Consider the following 17177-nt stretch of genomic DNA (forward strand, 5'->3'; position numbering starts at 1 on the left):
AAGCTCGACGAGTGGAAGAAGACCTACCCGCTGGGCTACGAACCGGCCCCGGCCGGCCGGCTCTCCCCGCAGCAGGTCATCGAACGGATCGGCCGGCTGGTCGGCCCGGAGGCGATCTACGCCGCGGGCGTCGGCCAGCACCAGATGTGGAGCTCGCAGTTCATCCGGTTCGAGAAGCCGGGCACCTGGCTCAACTCGGGCGGCGCGGGCACCATGGGCTACGCCGTCCCGGCCGCGATGGGCGCCAAGGCCGGCCGGCCGGACACCCCGGTCTGGGCGATCGACGGCGACGGCTGCTTCCAGATGACCAACCAGGAACTGGCCACCTGCGCCCTGAACGACATCCCGATCAAGGTCGCGGTCATCAACAACGGCTCGCTCGGCATGGTCCGCCAGTGGCAGACGCTGTTCTACAACCAGCGCTACTCCAACACCGTGCTGCACGCCGGCCCCGACCACGACGGCATCGCGCCGCCGGCCCAGGGCACCCGGATCCCCGACTTCGTGCTGCTGTCCGAGGCGATGGGCTGCGTCGGCCTGCGCTGCGAGCGCCCCGAGGACCTGGACGCCGTCATCAAGCAGGCCATGGAGATCAACGACCGCCCGGTCGTCATCGACTTCATCGTCCACCAGGACGCCATGGTCTGGCCGATGGTCGCGGCCGGCACCAGCAACGACGAGATCCAGTTCGCCAAGGGCATCCGCCCCGACTTCGGCGACGACCTCGACTAACGCCCCCCTGAACCCCGGTCGTAGGCCCTCGACCCCCGCGAGGGCCTACGACCGGCCTTTTCGTGCCCAGGATCTCGTGCCGTTCGGGCAGGCGGCCGTTGGAGCGGGCCGCTCAGCGGGTCGCCGACGCCGACCAGGAGAGCAGGAGGCGCAGGGCGTCGTCCGACGGGGTGTGCGGGTCGGCGGTGTAGGTGACGAGCGCCTGGTCGGGGTCGTCGGCGGGGCGGAGCGTGTCGTAGGCGAGGTCGAGGGGGCCGGCGATGGGGTGGTGGAAGAGCTTGCGGCCGGAGGTCTTGTCGGCGACCGGGTGTTCGGCCCAGAGGTGGCGGAACTCCTCGCTGTGGACGCAGAGTTGGCCGACGAGTTCGGCGAGGAGGGGGTCGTGGGGGCGGCGGCCCGCCTCCAGGTGGAGGAAGGCGACGTTCTCGCGGGCGCAGGCCGTCCAGTCGCCGTAGAGCTCGCGCGAGGCCGGGTCGAGGAAGGTGCCGCGGGCGATGTTGCGCTCCTCGACCGGCAGGGCGCCGTAGTCGCCGAACAGCGCGACGGCCGCGCGGTTCCAGGCCAGGACGTCCATCCGGTGGCCCATCACCAGGGCCGGGACGTGGTCGAGCTGGTCGAGCAGCCGCAGCAGGGAGGGGCGGGGCTGCTGCGGGGCGGTGCGGCGGCGGGGCGCGCGGCGGGTGGGGCGGGCGAGGCGGTGGAGGTGGCCGGACTCGTCGGGGGCGAGTTGCAGGGCGCGGGCGACGGCGTCGAGGACGGCTTCGGAGGGGTTGCCGACGCGGCCCTGTTCGAGGCGGGTGTAGTAGTCGACGCTGACCCCTGCGAGGTGGGCGAGCTCCTCGCGGCGCAGCCCCGCGACCCGGCGGCGTCCGCCGTAGTCGGGCAGGTCGACGTCCTCGGGCCGCAGCTGGGCGCGGCGGGTGCGGAGGAACTCGCTCAGGGCACTGGTCGGGTTCATGGGGATGATTCTCACCCGGAGGCGGGCGGCCGTGCCTGGCCCTGCCAGGACCAGGCACGGCCGGCACCGGGGCGCGGGCGGTAGCGGGGGGCAGCGGGCGGTAGCGGGGCGTGGCCGGGGGCAGCCGGGGATCAGCCGGACGTCAGCCCGCGACGGCCTGGACGGCGGGCACCAGGCCGCCGTCGATGACGATGTCCTGGGACGTGATGTAGGAGGACCGGTCGGAGAGCAGGAAGGCGACGGTTTCGGCGACGTCCTCGGCCCGGCCCAGGCGGCCGAGCGGGATGCGCGCGCGGATCGGCTCGTGAGCGGCCGGGTCGGGGATCACCGCGTGGAACATCTCGGTGGCGATGTAGCCGGGGCTGACGGAGTTGACCCGGATGCCGCGCGCGGCGAGGCCGCTGCCGAGGGTGCGGGCGAGGCTGAGGACGGCCGCCTTGGTCGCGGCGTAGACGGGGGCGTCGGGCAGGCCGCGGTGCGGGGTCCAGGAGGCGTTGAGCACGATGGAGCCGCCGCCGGCCGCCTCCAGCAGGGGCAGGGCGTGCTGGACGGTGAAGAACACGCCCTTGAAGTTGACGTCGACGGTGTGGTCGAAGTCGTCCTCGGTGACGTCGGCGGCGGGCTGGAAGACGCCGACGCCCGCGTTGGCGAAGACGCCGTCGAGCGCGCCGTGGCGCTCTCGGACGGTGGCGGCGAGCCGGGCGAGGTCGGCCCGGGCGGCGACGTCGGCGCGGACGGCGAGCAGCCGGTCGCCGCCGTCGAGCCGTTCGGCGGCGCGGGCGAGCCGGGCGTCGTCACGGCCGGTGATGACCACCCGGGCGCCGGCGGCGAGGAGGCGGCGGGCGGTGGCGAGGCCCATGCCGCTGGTGCCGCCGGTGATCAGGACGGTGCGGTCGGCGAATTCCCGGGGGTCGGCGGGATCCCGGGTCATGGCGTTGTCGGACGGGGCGTTGTCGGTCATGGCACCCACTCTCCCGACGGCCGTGCAGCCGGGGCCAGGCCCGGCCCGACCCTGGGTCCGGAAGAACCACCCTGCACCGGGAATCGACGGCGCCACCGGGTGGTTGGGGCAGGACGACAGGCGTGTGACACTCGCGAACAGGGGTCTGACATGAAGATCGGCATCATCGGTGCGGGCAACATCGGCGGCAACCTGACCCGACGGCTGACGGCGCTCGGACACGACGTCTCGGTGGCCAACTCGCGCGGTCCCCAGTCGCTGGCCGCCCTGGCCGAGGAGACGGGCGCGACGGCCGTGCCGGCCACCGAGGCGGCGCGCGGAGCGCAGGTCGTGGTGGTGACGGTGCCGCTGAAGAACGTGCCGGACCTGCCGGCCGGGCTGCTGGACGGCGCGGCCGAGGGCGCGGCGGTGATCGACACCGGCAACTACTACCCGCAGCAGCGCGACGGCCGGATCGACGCGATCGAGGACGACGGACTGACCGAGAGCCGGTGGACGGAGCGGCACCTCGGCCACGCCGTGGTGAAGGCGTTCAACGGCACCTACGCGCAGGACCTGCTGGAGCGGCCGCGCCCGGAGGGCGATCCCGAGCGGATCGCCGTGCCGGTGGCGGCGGACGACGAGGCGGCCAAGCGCGTGGTGCGGGCGCTGATCGACGAGTTGGGCTTCGACACGGTGGACGCGGGCGGGATCGACGAGTCCTGGCGCCAGCAGCCGGGCACGCCGGTGTACGGGCTGCGCGCCGGGGTGGAGGCGGTCACCCGGGCGCTCGCGGAGGCTTCTCCGGAGCGCCCGGCGGACCACAAGGCGTGACCCCGGGAAGGCGTGCTCCCCGCGCCGACCTCGACGGGCCCGGTCAGCCCGTGCGGCGGGCCCCCTCGGCCGGGACGGCGGTGAGGGTGCGCGGGGCGGCGTAGCCGGCCGCGCGGAACGCGGTGGTGACGGCGGCGGCGACGGTGTCGGCGGCCGGTGCGTCGACGAGGGCGATCACCGAGCCGCCGAAGCCGCCGCCGGTCATCCGCGCGCCGTGGGCGCCGGCGGCGAGGGCGGCCTCGACGGCGAGGTCGGTCTCCGGGCAGGAGACCCGGTAGTCGTCGCGCAGCGAGGCGTGGCCGGCGGTGAGGATCGGGCCGAGCGCGGCGGGCCGGCCGGCGTCCAGGTGGGCGACGGCGGCCGTGACGCGCTCGTTCTCGGTGACCACGTGGCGCACCAACGGCCTCAGCTCCTCCGGGAGTCGGGGCAGGGCGGCCGGCAGGGCGGCGGGCGTCAGCTCGCGCAGCGCGGGCAGTCCGAGCAGCGCGGCCGCCCGCTCGCAGCCGGCCCGCAGGGCGGCGTAGGCGCCGTCGCCGAGGTCGTGCTTGACCCGGGTGTCGAGGACCAGCAGGGCGAGGCCGGCGCCGGCGAGGTCCAGCGGCACCTGCCGCATCGCCAGGTCCCGGCTGTCGAGGTGCAGGGCGGCGCCCGGGCGGCAGCACATCGAGGCCATCTGGTCCATGATCCCGCAGGGGACGCCGACGAAGCCGTTCTCGGCCCGCTGGGCGATCAGGGCGAGGTCGGGGGCGGACAGCCCCAGCCCGTACAGGTCGTTGTACGCGATCGCGACGACGCATTCCAGGGCGGCCGAGGAGGACAGCCCGGCACCACTGGGCACGTCGCTCTCCAGCCGGAAATCGGCACCGCCGACGGGGTGCCCGGCCTCGCGCAGCGCCCACACCACGGCGGCCGGGAAGGCCGCCCAGCCGGGCACCGAGCCCGGGGCCAGGTCCGCGACGGCCAGGTCGGCGACCACCCCGTCGCCCTGGGCGGACCAGAGCCGCAGCCGGCCGTCGTCGCGGCGCCGGGCCTGGGCGCGGACGGCCTGCGGGAGGGCGATCGGCAGCACGAACCCGAGGTTGTAGTCGGTGTGTTCGCCGATCAGGTTGACCCGGCCTGGGGCGGCCCACTCCCCCTCGGGGGCGTGGCCGTGGAGCTCTTCGAAGGAGGCCACGGGGGTGTTCACAGGAGTCTCCACGGGCGTGGTCACGGGCGTGGTCACGGGCGTCGTCACGGGCGTACTTAGGGGCGTGGTCACAGGGCTACCTCCCGCAGCCGGCGGGCCGCGTCCTCGGGGGTGACGTCGTTGACGAAGGCGTCCATGCCGGATTCCACCCCGGCCAGGAACTTGAGCTTGTCGGCCGCGCGCCGGATGGTGAACAGCTCCAGGTGGAGGGCGAGTTCGTCCTCCTGGCCTGCGGGCGCCTGGTGCCAGGCGGAGATGTACGGGGTGCGGCCGGCGCCGAAGAGGCGGTCGAAGCGGCGCAGCAACTCCAGGTAGAGGCGCGGGAATTCGGCGCGCTGCGGCTCGTCCAGGCCGGTCAGGTCGGCGACCCGGCGGTGCGGGTAGAGGTGCACCTCGTACGGCCAGCGGGCGGCGAAGGGGACGAAGGCCGTCCAGTGCTCTCCGGCGAGCACCACCCGGGCGCCGTCGGCGCGTTCGGCGGCGAGCAGGTCGTCGAAGAGGCTGCGGCCGGTGGCGGCGCGGTGTTCGGCCGCGCGCGCGGCCATCCGGGCGGTGCGCGGGGTGGTGAAGGGGAAGGCGTAGATCTGGCCGTGCGGGTGGGCGAGGGTGACGCCGATCTCGGCGCCCCGGTTCTCGAAGCAGTAGACCTGCCGGACGCCGGGGAGGGCGGCGAGTTCGGCGGTGCGGTCGGTCCAGGCGTCGAGGACGAGGCGGGCGCGCCGCTCGTCGAGGTCGGCGAAGGAGGCGTCGTGGTCGGCGGTGAAGCAGACCACCTCGCAGCGCCCGGCGCCGGGGCCGCTGACCCGCAGTCCGTCGACGCCTTCCAGCGCCGCCGGGGGGCCGGCCAGCGAGGGGAAGCGGTTCTCGAAGACGGCCACCTGGTAGTCGTCGGCGGGGATCTCGCTGTGCCGGCCGTCCCGGGAGGGGCAGAGCGGGCACTCCTCGGCGGGGGGCTGGTAGGTGCGGGCCTGGCGGTGCGCGGCGACGGTGACCCAGGCTCCGGTGGCCGGGTCGAGCCGGACCTCGGAGCCGTGGGCGGGCGGGTCGAGCGGGCGCCGGTCGACGGCGTCCCGGGGGACGGCCTCGCCGCTGTCGTAGTAGATCAGCTGTCGCCCGTCCGCGAGTGTGGTCACGGTCTTGGCGGTGGGCTGGGTCAGGGTCCCGGCCATGGCCTTCTTCCCTCTATCCGACATGAAACAACAATATCCAACATTATCCATCAGACCCGGCTGTCCGGAAGGGGCCCGCGCCTGCCATGATGGCGGTGACCGTGGCCCGCCGGGCGGCCCGCCGGGCGGCCGGCCGAACGGTCACGCGGACCACACCGACCCGAGGAGCCCCCCGATGGCTGACAGCGCCCAACCGCTCGCCGGACAGCGCCGCGTGCTGATCCTGGAGCGGGTCCGCGCGCGCGGCGGCGTCCGGGTGACCGAACTGGTCCGGGACCTCGGGGTGTCCGACATGACCATCCGCCGCGACCTGGACGCGCTGGCCCGCCGCGGCCTGGTGCACAAGGTGCACGGCGGGGCGGTGCGGACGGAGGCGGCGGCCAGCGGCGAGCCCGGGTTCGAGACCAAGGCCAACTGGCAGCTCCCCGCCAAGGAGGCCATCGCCCGGGCCGCCGCCGCCCTGGTGCCGCCCGGCTCGGCGGTCGGGCTGGCCGCCGGGACGACCACCTTCGCGGTCGCCCGGCAGCTGCGCGCCGTCGAGGGACTCACCGTCGTCACCAACTCGCTGCGGATCGCGGAGCTGCTGGAGGAACCCGACGAGGACGGCACCCCCGCCACCGCGACGGTGATCCGCACCGGCGGCGTCCGCACGCCCTCCGACGCGCTGGTCGGGCCGGTCGCCGACCAGGCGATCCGCTCGCTGCACGTCAACGTGCTGGTCATGGGCTGCCACGGCCTCTCGGCCGAGGCCGGGCTGACCACCCCGAACCTGGCCGAGGCGGAGACCAACCGGACCTTCCTCCAGTCCGCCCGCCGGGTCGTCGTGGTGGCCGACCACACCAAGTGGAACGCGGTCGGCCTGGCCTCCTTCGCCGCACTGGAGCAACTGGACGTGCTGGTCACCGACGACGCACTGGCGGCCGAACACCGGTCGTCGGCCGCCCAGTTGGTGGGCGAGCTGATCGTCGCGCCGACCGGGGAGCAGGGCCCCCAGGCCTGACGGGCCCCCTACGGACCCGTCCGGGAACTCGCCCGCACCACCAGCTCGGCGGCCAGCTCAAGACCGCCCGCCGGCGGCGCCTCCCCGCGCACCTGGCCGAGCAGCCGCTCCACCAGGGCGGCGGCGATCGCCCGCAGCGGGAGCCGCACCGAGGTCAGCGCGGGGTGCAGGTGGCGGCAGAGCGGCGTGTCGTGGAAACCGGTGACCGCCACCCCCGCCGGCCCGACCGCCGATCCCTCCGCCCGGACCGCCTCGTAGACGTCCAGCGCCAGCAGGTCGCTGCCCGCCGCGAAGGCCGTCGGCCGCTCGGGCCCGCGCAGCAGCTCCCGCACGGCCGCGACGTCCGGCCGCGCCGCCGTCACCGCGGACAGGCCCAGCCGGGCCGCCTCGGCGAGGAAGCCCGCCCGCCGGGCGGCCATCCACGGCAGGTCCTCGGCGCGGCCGACGTACCCGATCCGGCGGTGGCCGAGCCCCGCCAGATGCCGCACCACCACGGCCATCGCCGTGTCGTTGGCGATGTCGACCCAGTGCTGGGGCTGCCCCGGGCCCGTCCGCCCGAAGGTGACGAACGGGAGGCCGGCCCGGACGACGTGCCCGATCCGGGGGTCGTCGCCCAGCACGTCCGCCAGCACCAACCCGTCGACCTGACGGGCCGCCACCAGTTCGTCGATGGCCGCCAGCGGGCCGGCCGCCCGCTGGACCCCGCTCTCGGCCGCACCCTGCCCCGGACGGAACAGCAGCACCCGCTGCCCCTGCGCCCCCGCCGCGTCGACCAGCGCCTCCAGGAAGCCGGCCATCAGCGGGTTGGGGTCGAACGGGTCGTCCACCGGGGCGAGGTAGCCGAGGGTGCGCCGGGCGCCGCTGCGCAGCGAACGCGCCGACTGGTCGGGCTGGTAGCCGAGTTCGCGGATCGCCGCGGTCACCCGGGCCAGCGTGTCCGGGCGGACCCGCTGGGGGGCGTTGAGCGCGTTGGAGACGGTCTGCCGGGACACCCCGGCCGCGCGGGCCACCTCCTCGATGGTGGTGGCGCCGCGGCGCGGTCGGGGTGTTCCCTCGGGCATCGGAGGCTCCAGGACGGCTGCTCGGGTCTGACGGGTGCTCGGTACCACTGCTCGGTTCTACGGACGGCGCAGGGTCAGCAGCCCCCCGCGCGGCACGGCGATGCCGCCCGCCCGGTCGAGCTCGACCTCGCCCTGCCGGACGATACGCCCTCGGGCGTCCTGCACGGTGGCCTCGGCCGTCCCGCCGCCGCCGGTGAGCCGGACGTCCGGATCGGCGTCCGCGTTGGCGACCAGCAGGGTGCGCCAGTCCGCACCGGAGACGTCCACCGGCAGCGCGGCGTAGCGGGCCACCGCGACGGTGCCGCCGCCGACGGCGGTGACCATCGGGTAACCGAGGTCCGGCCGGGCCGGGCGCAGCTCGCCGAGCTGCAGGGTGGCGACGTGCTCGCGGAAGACGCCGAGCCAGAAGGCGATCGCCTCGCGCTGCCCGGGGCTCTGCGCCGCGAGGTCGACGGAGACCTGCGGCACCGAGAACAGCACGTTGATCAGGTGGCAGGCGATCTGCTCGGGCGGCTCGGCCGGGTGCCACATCAGCATGTCGGCGTGGACCGGGACGGGCCCGGCGGCGAGCCGCACGTCGATGGTGCGCTGCCGGTTCTCCTGCGGGCTGAGCGGGCAGTCGGTGGCACGGACCATGGTGACGTACGGCCACAGGCCGGGGCTGACGTACGGCTGGCGGTGCTCGATCATCGCCCCCGGCTTGACCGCGGTGATCCGGCGGCGGATGGCGGCGAGCAGCCGCTCGACGCCCTCGTCCACGGTGGCGCAGTCGGCCTCGGGCCCGGCCTCCGGCGCGTCGGCGCGGGCGAACCAGTCGACGAAGTCGACCTTCAGCCCGTCCATGCCCCACTCCTCGACGGCACGGGCGAGCCGGCCGGTCAGGAACGCGCGGACCTCCGGGTAGCGCGGGTCGGCGACGATCGCGCCCAGGTGGGCGGCGTCCGCGAGCGCGTAGCGGCCGATCGCCTCGAAGGCGGCGCTGTCCTTGCCGATGAACGGCAGCGCGTACCAGAGCAGGTACTGCACGCCGAGGTCGTGGACGCGCTGGACGTGGGCGGCGGTGTCGGGCAGCGAGACCGGCTCCCAGTCGCCGCAGTGCGCGTAGCCGCGGGTGCGGTCGGCGGTCATCCAGCCGTCGTCGACGATGATGACGTCCATGCCGAGCTCCTTGCCGAGCGCGGCCTGGGTCTCGACGGCCTTCGGCGAGACGTCCTGGTGCATCGAGTACCAGGTGGAGTAGGCGGGGCGGCGGGCGGCCTCGGGGATGGCGGGGATGTCGGCCGCGCGGCCCGCCCACCACCAGGCGGCGAGGTCGGCCAGGCAGCGCGCGAAGTGCCGGCGGGAGGTGTCGATGCGGACGGTCAGCCGGCCGGCGGCCTGGGCCCAGAAGCGGAACTCGCCGGTCTCCTCCAGCACTCCGGCACCGGCCAGGACGTCGACGCGCTCGGCGGCGAAGGCGCAGATCGCGAGGTCGCCGGTGCCGATCAGGGCGGCGATCGGGGCGCCGTCGGCCAGGCCGGTGCGACGCGGGGCGCTCCACGCGGCGGGCAGCCGGCCGGTGCCGCGCGGCTCGGGCGTCCAGAACGCGGTGGCGTCCACGCACGGCACCCGCCACTCGATCCGGACGTCGCCCTCCCCCTCGGCGGTCACCTCGACGATTCCGTCGCCCGCCCCGCGGGCGGTCGCGTTCCCGCTGACCCGCAGGTCCAGGCCCTCGGCGTGGAGCGGACGCAGGCCGCCGGCGACGGCGGGGGCGTGCGGTTCCCAGATCTCGGTCATGTTCAGCCCTTCGTGGCGCCGGCCAGCAGGCCGGAGATGAACTGCCGCTGGAGGACCAGGAAGAGGACCATCATCGGCAGGGTGGACAGCGCGGTGCCGGAGAGGATCGCGCCGTAGTCGGTGTTGCTCTTGTTGCCGTGCAGGGTCGCGAGGGCGACCGGCAGGGTGTGCATCCCGGGGCTGCGCAGAGCGATCAGCGGCCAGACGAACTGGTTCCAGGAGCCGAGGAAGAGGAAGATCGAGAGGGCTGCCAGCACGGGCCTCATGACCGGTACCACCACGCTGAACAGCACCCGGAACTCGCCCGCGCCGTCGACCCGGGCGGCGTCCAGGAGTTCGTCCGGCAGGCTGCTCAGTGACTGCCGCATCAGGAAGATGGCGAAGGGCACGCACAGGCCGGGCAGGATCAGCGCCTGGTAGGTGTCCAGCAGGCCGAAGTTCGTCATCATCTTGAACAGCGGTACCAGCATGACCTGTTCGGGCACCACGAGGGTGGAGAACAGCAGGGCGAACAGCAGGGTCCGGCCGCGGAAGCGGAACTTGGCGAAGGCGTAGCCCGCGAGCAGCGCCACCACGAGGGCGCCCAGCGTCTGGACCCCCGCCACCAGCAGGGAGTTCCCGACGACCCTGAGCAGGCCGATCTTCTGCTCCAGGTGGCTCAGGTTCTCGCCGAGGCTCCCGCCGGGCAGCAGCTTGGGCGGCCAGTCGAAGACCTCGGTGTCCTTGCGGGTGGCGGAGACCACCAGCCAGTAGAAGGGGGCGATCGACAGCCCGGTGATGCCGGCGAGGAGGAAGGTCAGCGGCCAGCCGCGCAGCTTCTTGAGGGGGTTCACGCGCTCGGAGGCCTCGCTCTGGGGGGTATCGCTCTTGGAGGTATCGCTTTGGGAGGTCACTTGTCGCGCTCTCCCATCAGGCGCATCTGGACGGCGCCGAGCACCGTCACGAGCAGGGTGAGCGCGTAGGCGACGGCGGAGGCGTAGCCGAAGTCGTAGTACCGGAAGCCGTTCTGGTACAGGTACATGGAGACGGTCAGGGTGGCGTTGTCCGGCCCGCCACCGGTCAGCACGTACGGCTCGTCGAAGAGCTGGAGCGTGCCGATGGTCGAGAGCACGACCGTGAACAGCAGCACCGGGCGCAGCGCGGGGACGGTGACGGAGGTGAAGCGGCGGATCGGTCCGGCGCCGTCGACCATCGCGGCCTCGTACAACTCCCTAGGAATGGACTGGAGTCCGGCGAGGTAGATGACGGCGTTGTATCCGGTGTAGTGCCAGGTGAGCACCACGACGACGGCCGCCCGGGCCCAGACGGGCTGGCCCAGCCAGTCGACGGAGGGCAGGCCGACGGCGTTCAGCACCCAGTTGACCGCACCGTCGTCGGTCTTGAGCAGGTAGGCGAAGATCACGCCGGTGGCGACCAGGCCGGTGACCGAGGGCATGAAGACGCCGAGACGCCACACCGTGCGCCAGCGCACCACCGCGGAGTTGATGCCGACGGCCATCAGCAGGGCCAGTCCGAGCATCAGCGGGACCTGCATGACGAGGATCTCGCCGGTGTTGGACAGGGCCGTCCAGAACAGCGGGTCGTCCAGCAGGCGCCGGTAGTTGGCGAGGCCTGCGTCGCGGGTGGCGGCGCCGGAGCCGGTGGTGAAGGACAGCAGCAGCGACTCGACGACCGGGTAGGCCTTGAACACGCCGAAGGTCAGCAGGGCGGGCGCGAGCAGCAGGTACGGTACGGCGGCGCGCCGCCGGCGGGACCGGCGCCGCGCTGCGGACCTCCTGGAGAGGGCGGCGGGCGGGCTGGCGGCACTCATGCGATACCGCGCCCGGTCTGCTGGGCGAGCTGCTTGGCGGCGTCCTGGAGGACGGTGGCCGGGTCGGCGCCCTTGAGGAGGACCTTGACCTGGGCGTCGCTGACGAGCTTGAGGGCGCGGGCGTAGTCACCGGAGTAGTTGGTGGGGTAGCCGCCCTCGGTGGCGAGGTCGGCGAAGGTCCTGAGCACCGGCTGCCCGCCGTAGTAGGCGCTCGGCGCGGCGTACAGCGGGTCGGTGTAGGCCTCGGTGAGGGCCGGGAAGACGCCGCCCGCGTTGAACATGGCGTTCACCGAGGCCGGGCGGGTGACCGTGTACTCGACGAACTTCCAGGCGGCGCGGCGGCGCGGGCTGGAGGCGGCGACGGCCAGGTGGGTGGAGTTGACCAGGGCGGTGCGCTTGCCGCCGGGGGTGACCGCCGGGGGCTTGGTGAGACGCCAGTTGCCGCTCTGGTCGGGGATCTTCTTCTCCAGGTAGTGCGTGACCCAGGCGGGCATCGCGGCCACTGCGAGCTTGCCGGCCTTCATCACGGGCGGCCAGCTCTGGACGCCGGGGGTGTCGCCGATCAGCCCGGCCTCGTCCAGCCGCTTGACGATGGTCAGGGCACGCACGGCCGCCTCCGAGCCGACGGTGATCTTGCCCTGGAGGTCGAAGTAGAAGGCGCCCTGGAGCTGCATCAGGGCCTGGACGAAGTCCAGGTCGGGGGTGGGGTTGGCGGCCCTGTTGATGCCGATCAGGGCGACGCCGGGGTTGGCGGCCTTGAAACGGTCGGCCACGGCGAGCAGGTCGTCCCAGGTGGCGAAGGACTCGGGGTCGATGCCCGCCTTGTCGAAGTAGTCCTTGCGGTAGAAGAAGCCGAGCGGGTTGACCTCCCAGGGCAGTGCGTAGGCGTGGCCGTCCTTGCCGCTGACGACGGGCCACAGGCCCTTGGCGAACTTGTCCTTGTGCGCGTCGGCGCCGAGCGCGGAGAGGTCGGCCAGGCCGCCGGGGAACTTCTCCTGGTATCCGGGCAGGTAGTCGCAGCCGATGTGCAGCACGTCGCCGAGGCCTTGGCCGCCGGCCGCCAGGCCGACGGTGATCTTGTCCCAGATGGCCGGTTCGCCGATGTCCTGGACGTCGACCGTGATCCCCGGGTTGTCCTTCTGGAAGGCCGGGACGATCCCGCGCAGGGCTTCGGCGGCCGTGGCCCAGGACCAGACGGTGATGTTGCCGGTGTCGGCGTCCCCGCCCGAGGCGCCCCCGGAGCCGGAGTCGCCGCAGGCTGCGAGCGTGCCGCCGGCGGTCAGGGCCAGCAGGCCCGCTCCTGAGGCTCGGAGCAGATCACGACGGGAAAGGTGTGACATTGCATTCCTCTCTGAGGGGTGGCGAGGAAGGGTTGAGGCAGGAAGGGCGAGGCAGGGGGGAGGGAGCTTGAAGGGTTTTGAACGTTCAAACACACAAAACAAACCAGAACCAAACAGGTTCGAACGAGCGGGTCACAGCAAACGCCCACCCTCCCCGCGCCGTCAAGACCTGGGCGTGGAGAGGGTGGGCTCCGAAACCGTTCTGTTATCCCAGGACCGCGTCCGGAGCGCCGAACACGGTCCCCGGGGTGACCGGGATCCCCCGCGCCATGGCCTCGAAGTCCAGGATCGGATGGGTCAGGATCTCCTCGACCTCGTCGGTCAGGAGGTTGCCCAGGATGAACTCCTCCTCCGCGCCCGACCCGAAGGTGACCACCTGCCCGCTCGACTGGATCATCCAGTTCAGCAGCTCCCGCTCGCTGCTCTCCGCGAGGTGGATCTCCCGGCCGGGGTGGTCGCGCCGGATCCCGTCGACGACCGCGCGGACCTCCTCCACCGCCACGCCGAGCCTGCGCACCGTGGCCGGCGAGGCCCGCCGGCCCCACCACTGGAAGATCACCCACTGGGCGACCGACGGGTGGGACAGCACCTCCGCGGCGAGCTCCGGCAGCTGGTGGAGGTTCTCGGCACTCGCCACGGTGTGCACCCGCACCCGGTCGAAGCCTTCGGCGTCGCACAGGGCGAGGGACTCCAGCAGCGCGTCGAGGAGCCTGTCGTCCGGGCTCCGGCGGAAGGCGCGTTGCACCTCCGGCGTGACGGCGTCCAGTGGCAGCCGCAGCGAGGACAGGCCGTGGAGCCGGGAGAGCTTCTCGGCGGTGAGCGTGTAGCCGGTGGTGTCGAGGCCGACCTTGAGACCACTGGCGATGGCGTGGTCGACCACGTCGAAGACCGGCGGCCACAGCAGCGGGTCACCTCCGGCCAGGACCAGGTCGGTGGTCCCGTGCGCGGCCAGCTTCCCGACGATCCGCCTGGCCTGGTCGAGGTCGATCTGCTCCGCCGCGAACGGGTTGTAGCAGCCCTGGCAGGACATCGGACAGCGGTTGTTGATCGACCAGTTGACCCGCCGGACGCGGCGGCCGGTACGCGGCCGGTCGGCCCTGCTGCGGATCCCGGCCACCAGCCGGGCCAGGCGGACGGCCTGCGGGAGGGTGGCGCCGGCGAGCAGTTCCCCGGCCCGTTCGACGCCGGCCGCGGTGGCGTTGTTCTGGAGCAGGAGGAAGGCCAGGCGCCACCGCATGGCCTCGTCCCCCGGGTCCTGACCCAGGGCCTGTTCGACCCGCTCGGTCAGGGCGCCGAGGTAGCCGGGGGTGAAGTTGGCGGGTTCCAGGCGCCGCTGGAAGGCGTCGGCTATCGACCCGCGCTCCAGGGCCCGGTCGTAGCCGGCCCGCAACGGGTGCGGGGGCAGGATCTCCACGTGCTGCCGGGTGGACATTCGGTGTTCTCCGGTACGGGTCAGTTCGGGGCGGACGGCAGCATGACGACCATCGAGTCGGCGGACGACAGGCCCATGCCCTCGACGAAGACCGCGTCGCGGACGAGCTGCGCGATGGCGGGGTGGGTGGGGGCGGCGAGGTAGCGGGCGGTGGATTCGAGCGGGGTGATGTCGTGCTTGGCGATCAAGGTGCGCAGCGAACCCGGCAGGTCGTCGAGGCCCTCGCGGATGTCCTCCAGGTCGAACCGGTCGGCCAGCCGCACCGCCGCCCTGCGGGCCTTGGCGAGGTTGGTCGTCGGGTCCAGGATGGTCGCCTTGGCCAGGTAGTAGGGGACGGGCTGCATCATCCAGGCCAGCGCCGCGCGCGGGTCGTCCTCGTCGTGGCCGGGATGGTCGAAGGCCTCCGGCCCGAGCCCGAGGCCGTCGCAGAACCACTCGGGCCGCATGCTGATCCGGTAGTGGGCGTGGCCGGCCAGCCGGAACGCCGGGAGCCTGGCTATGACGGACGTCGTCTCGATCCGGAACGTGTCGGAGATCCGCCGCATCGTCCGCCCCAGCACGGCCCGGACCTCCGGCACGTCGGCCCCGTCGGCCACGACGTGGATCAGGTCGAGGTTGGAGACGATGTCGCCGGCGGGCCCGGTGCGGTGCTCGCCTCGGGCCAACGAGCCGGTCGCCGCCACTGACATGTCGGTCACGTCCGCGAACTCGCGGGCCAGCTCCTGGAACAGCAGGGGGACGTCTTCGGCTCTCACGCGCTTCCTCGGGTGTCGGCTACGGAGGTGGAGTCGACGCCCTCTCTTCCAATGCCGCTCACATCATGGAGAGTTGGCGTTCAGATGGGCACCCTAACAGCGACCCGCCACAAATGGTCGTGTTTGCACCACATATCTCACACACCACAGCTGACGGACCGACACAGGCGGTCTCAACCAGTCACTCAAGTGCCGCCCGCGACACGTGGATCGGGTGGGCAGCGGGACGTCTGAACCACACCTGCGCGAGAAGTCGGCCAGGCCGACTTCTCGCGCAGACCTCATCCGGCCAGCACGACCGGCGTGCCCGTCAGGTCCACGCCCGCCTGCCGGAGTTCGCCGAGGGCGGTGACCGTGGTGTCGGTGGCCACGCCCGCCGTGTAGTCCAGCAGCACCCTGGTCGCGAACCCGGCCTTCACGGCGTCCAGCGCCGTCGCCTTCACGCAGTGGTCGGTGGCGATCCCGACCACGTCCACCGCGTCCACGCCTTGGCCGCGCAGCCAGTCGGCGAGCCGGGTGCCGTCCGCCGCGAAGCCCTCGAACCCGCTCTTGGACGCCGAGTGCGCGCCCTTGAAGAACACCTCGTCCACCGCGCCCGCGTCGACGGCGGGCGCGAAGGACGGGTGGAACTCGCCGCCCTCGCTGCCGACCACACAGTGCACCGGGAAGGACTCCCGGAAGTCCGGCCGCGCGGAGAAGTGCGGGCCCGGGTCGATGTGGTGGTCCCGGGTCGCGACCACCCGCGCCCAGCCCTCCCGCTCCGGGCCCTGGACCAGCTCGGCGATCGCCCGGGCCCGGTCGGCGCCCCCGCCGACCGGGACGCTCCCTCCCTCGCAGAAGTCCTTCTGCACATCCACCACGATCAGCGCGCGAGCCATCGACCGGCCTTTCCTCGGGGGTACGGATTTCGCGGCCAGCTTGACGCCTTCGAGGTGCGTGGACGAAGCAACCCGGGCTGCCGTTCACCCGGACGGGCCTGGCGCTGCGATCAGCACACCCCGGCGGCGCCGCCAGGACGGGCGGAGCGTTCGAGGCAGCCCGAGCCCGAGCCTGCGCAGCCGTCTGACCAGGCCCAGCCGCTCCACGACCACCCGGTCGAACCTGCGGTGCCCGCCCGTGCTGCGCACCGAGTCGACGATGCCCTCGTCGCAGTAGAAGCGGATGGTCCACACCGGCACGGCCGTCAACCGGGCCAGCTCGCCGATCCCCAACATCTCATCGAGCAAAGGCACTTGAACCTCCACCGGACTGGAGTTCCTACCGTACCCAGGTAACCCCGAGAGAGGAGCGCCGTCATGACATCAACGCTGGACACCGCACGACTCGTGGAGGGCCTGTGGGAGTAGAGCGCGAGGACGGGCCGCGCGGTCGCCGGAAGGGACCCGGACACCCCGGTGCCCACCTGTCCACGGTGGCCGCTGCGCACCCTCGTCGGGCATCTCGGCCAGGAGCACCGGTGGGCAGCCGAACTCGTCCGCACGCGCGAGCAGTTGCCCGTCCCCGACCCGTGGCAGGCCGATCCCGGCGCCCCGGACGGGTGGGCCCGGCGGCTGCGCGGGGGCGCGGAGGACCTGGTCCGCGCGGTCCAGGAGACCGGCGCGGACACCGAGTTGCCCACGTTCTTCGGGCCACGGCCGGCGGCGTTCCGGCTCCGCAGGCAGCTGAGCGACACCTGCGTCCATCACTACGACGCGGCGTCGGCGACGGGCACCGCGTTCGAGATCGCCGACGACCTCGCGGCCGACGTGATCAGCGAGAACCTCGACCTGCTGTGCACGCCGGCCTTCGAGTCGGTCAGGCCGGCGGTCGCCGAGCTGCGCGGCCGGGGCGAGCGGGTCGGGTTCCGGCCGAGGTCCACGGAGGGCTGGGTGGTCACCAGGGCGCCCGAGGCGCTGCGGTGGGAGCGCGGGCGGGTCGAGGCCGACGTGGTGGTGTCGGGCGCGGTGACGGACCTCATGCTGGTGCTCTCCCGCCGCCTCCCGCCGCAGGACGACCGGGTGACGGTGACGGGCGACCGCGCTTTGCTGGACCACTGGCTGACCCACACGGCCTTCTAGCTACCAGAGCTGCGCGAGAAGTCGGCGGGGCACGTTCGGAAGTCTCGAAACGTCCAGCAGGTGCTGCATCTGCCGCCTCATCACCTTTGGCCCGCCGACAACAGTTCGGATGGCGCTCTCGTCC

17 protein-coding genes and 1 pseudogene are annotated in these 17177 nt (G+C 73.3%); 4 read left to right on the plus strand and 14 right to left on the minus strand.

The window, feature by feature from the left end; genetic code table 11:
- The coding region (locus tag AB0O19_RS37620; protein WP_363626178.1) for a thiamine pyrophosphate-dependent enzyme at positions 1-732 on the plus strand (732 nt) is incomplete at its 5' end.
- Between the two features lie 112 nt (positions 733-844).
- Here the strand turns inward: AB0O19_RS37620 and AB0O19_RS37625 are convergent.
- Positions 845-1690: a helix-turn-helix transcriptional regulator gene (locus AB0O19_RS37625; RefSeq protein ID WP_363626180.1), complete on the minus strand. Its 846-nt coding sequence runs from the start codon at positions 1688-1690 to the stop codon at positions 845-847.
- A 142-nt stretch (positions 1691-1832) separates the two neighbouring features.
- Positions 1833-2651, minus strand: a complete 819-nt coding sequence (locus AB0O19_RS37630) for a glucose 1-dehydrogenase (protein ID WP_363579926.1) — start codon at positions 2649-2651, stop codon at positions 1833-1835.
- A 99-nt stretch (positions 2652-2750) separates the two neighbouring features.
- Here AB0O19_RS37630 and AB0O19_RS37635 point away from each other — a divergent pair, with 99 nt between their 5' ends.
- Complete coding sequence (locus AB0O19_RS37635) at positions 2751-3464, plus strand: NAD(P)-binding domain-containing protein (RefSeq protein WP_363626181.1); 714 nt, start codon at positions 2751-2753, stop codon at positions 3462-3464.
- Positions 3465-3507: 43 nt separating this feature from the next.
- Here AB0O19_RS37635 and galK read toward each other — a convergent pair whose 3' ends face one another.
- The gene (galK, locus tag AB0O19_RS37640; protein WP_363626183.1) at positions 3508-4650 is read right to left on the minus strand and encodes a galactokinase; all 1143 of its coding nucleotides are present in this window, start codon (positions 4648-4650) and stop codon (positions 3508-3510) included.
- Positions 4651-4718: 68 nt separating this feature from the next.
- The gene (gene galT / locus AB0O19_RS37645; protein WP_363626185.1) at positions 4719-5819 is read right to left on the minus strand and encodes a galactose-1-phosphate uridylyltransferase; all 1101 of its coding nucleotides are present in this window, start codon (positions 5817-5819) and stop codon (positions 4719-4721) included.
- Positions 5820-5994: 175 nt separating this feature from the next.
- Between galT and AB0O19_RS37650 the strand changes: the two genes are divergently transcribed.
- Entirely contained in the window at positions 5995-6819 is an 825-nt protein-coding gene (locus AB0O19_RS37650; RefSeq protein ID WP_363626187.1) for a DeoR/GlpR family DNA-binding transcription regulator, read from the plus strand.
- A gap of 8 nt (positions 6820-6827) precedes the next feature.
- Here the strand turns inward: AB0O19_RS37650 and AB0O19_RS37655 are convergent, their stop codons facing one another.
- The 9 genes from AB0O19_RS37655 to AB0O19_RS37695 form a co-directional block, all read right to left on the minus strand.
- A complete protein-coding gene (locus tag AB0O19_RS37655; protein WP_363626189.1) occupies positions 6828-7880 on the minus strand; it encodes a LacI family DNA-binding transcriptional regulator in 1053 nt (350 codons plus the stop codon).
- 57 nt (positions 7881-7937) lie between these two features.
- Positions 7938-9659, minus strand: coding sequence for a glycoside hydrolase family 36 protein (locus AB0O19_RS37660; RefSeq protein WP_363626191.1), 1722 nt, complete (start codon positions 9657-9659; stop codon positions 7938-7940).
- Between the two features lie 2 nt (positions 9660-9661).
- Positions 9662-10492, minus strand: coding sequence for a carbohydrate ABC transporter permease (locus tag AB0O19_RS37665; RefSeq protein WP_363579919.1), 831 nt, complete (start codon positions 10490-10492; stop codon positions 9662-9664).
- A 56-nt stretch (positions 10493-10548) separates the two neighbouring features.
- Positions 10549-11469 carry a sugar ABC transporter permease gene (locus AB0O19_RS37670; RefSeq protein ID WP_363579918.1) on the minus strand — a complete coding sequence of 307 codons (921 nt, stop codon included), beginning with the start codon at positions 11467-11469 and terminating at the stop codon, positions 10549-10551.
- Positions 11466-12809 carry an extracellular solute-binding protein gene (locus AB0O19_RS37675; protein WP_363626193.1) on the minus strand — a complete coding sequence of 448 codons (1344 nt, stop codon included), beginning with the start codon at positions 12807-12809 and terminating at the stop codon, positions 11466-11468. Before AB0O19_RS37675 ends, AB0O19_RS37670 begins: the two co-directional genes overlap by 4 nt.
- A gap of 205 nt (positions 12810-13014) precedes the next feature.
- The gene (locus tag AB0O19_RS37680; RefSeq protein WP_363626195.1) at positions 13015-14241 is read right to left on the minus strand and encodes a radical SAM protein; all 1227 of its coding nucleotides are present in this window, start codon (positions 14239-14241) and stop codon (positions 13015-13017) included.
- A 20-nt stretch (positions 14242-14261) separates the two neighbouring features.
- The gene (locus AB0O19_RS37685; RefSeq protein WP_363626197.1) at positions 14262-14996 is read right to left on the minus strand and encodes a hypothetical protein; all 735 of its coding nucleotides are present in this window, start codon (positions 14994-14996) and stop codon (positions 14262-14264) included.
- 281 nt (positions 14997-15277) lie between these two features.
- Positions 15278-15874, minus strand: a complete 597-nt coding sequence (locus AB0O19_RS37690) for an isochorismatase family protein (RefSeq protein WP_363626198.1) — start codon at positions 15872-15874, stop codon at positions 15278-15280.
- A gap of 84 nt (positions 15875-15958) precedes the next feature.
- The gene (locus AB0O19_RS37695) at positions 15959-16228 is read right to left on the minus strand and encodes a MerR family transcriptional regulator (protein WP_363626200.1); all 270 of its coding nucleotides are present in this window, start codon (positions 16226-16228) and stop codon (positions 15959-15961) included.
- Between the two features lie 129 nt (positions 16229-16357).
- Between AB0O19_RS37695 and AB0O19_RS37700 the strand changes: the two are divergent.
- Positions 16358-17053, plus strand: a pseudogene (locus AB0O19_RS37700) (maleylpyruvate isomerase family mycothiol-dependent enzyme); the annotation flags it as partial.
- Here the strand turns inward: AB0O19_RS37700 and AB0O19_RS37705 are convergent.
- Positions 17054-17164, minus strand: a complete 111-nt coding sequence (locus AB0O19_RS37705; RefSeq protein WP_363626202.1) for a Scr1 family TA system antitoxin-like transcriptional regulator — start codon at positions 17162-17164, stop codon at positions 17054-17056.
- Between the last annotated feature and the right edge of the window lie 13 nt (positions 17165-17177).

It is taken from the genome of Kitasatospora sp. NPDC091276 (assembly GCF_040684355.1).
Taxonomy (GTDB): domain Bacteria; phylum Actinomycetota; class Actinomycetes; order Streptomycetales; family Streptomycetaceae; genus Kitasatospora.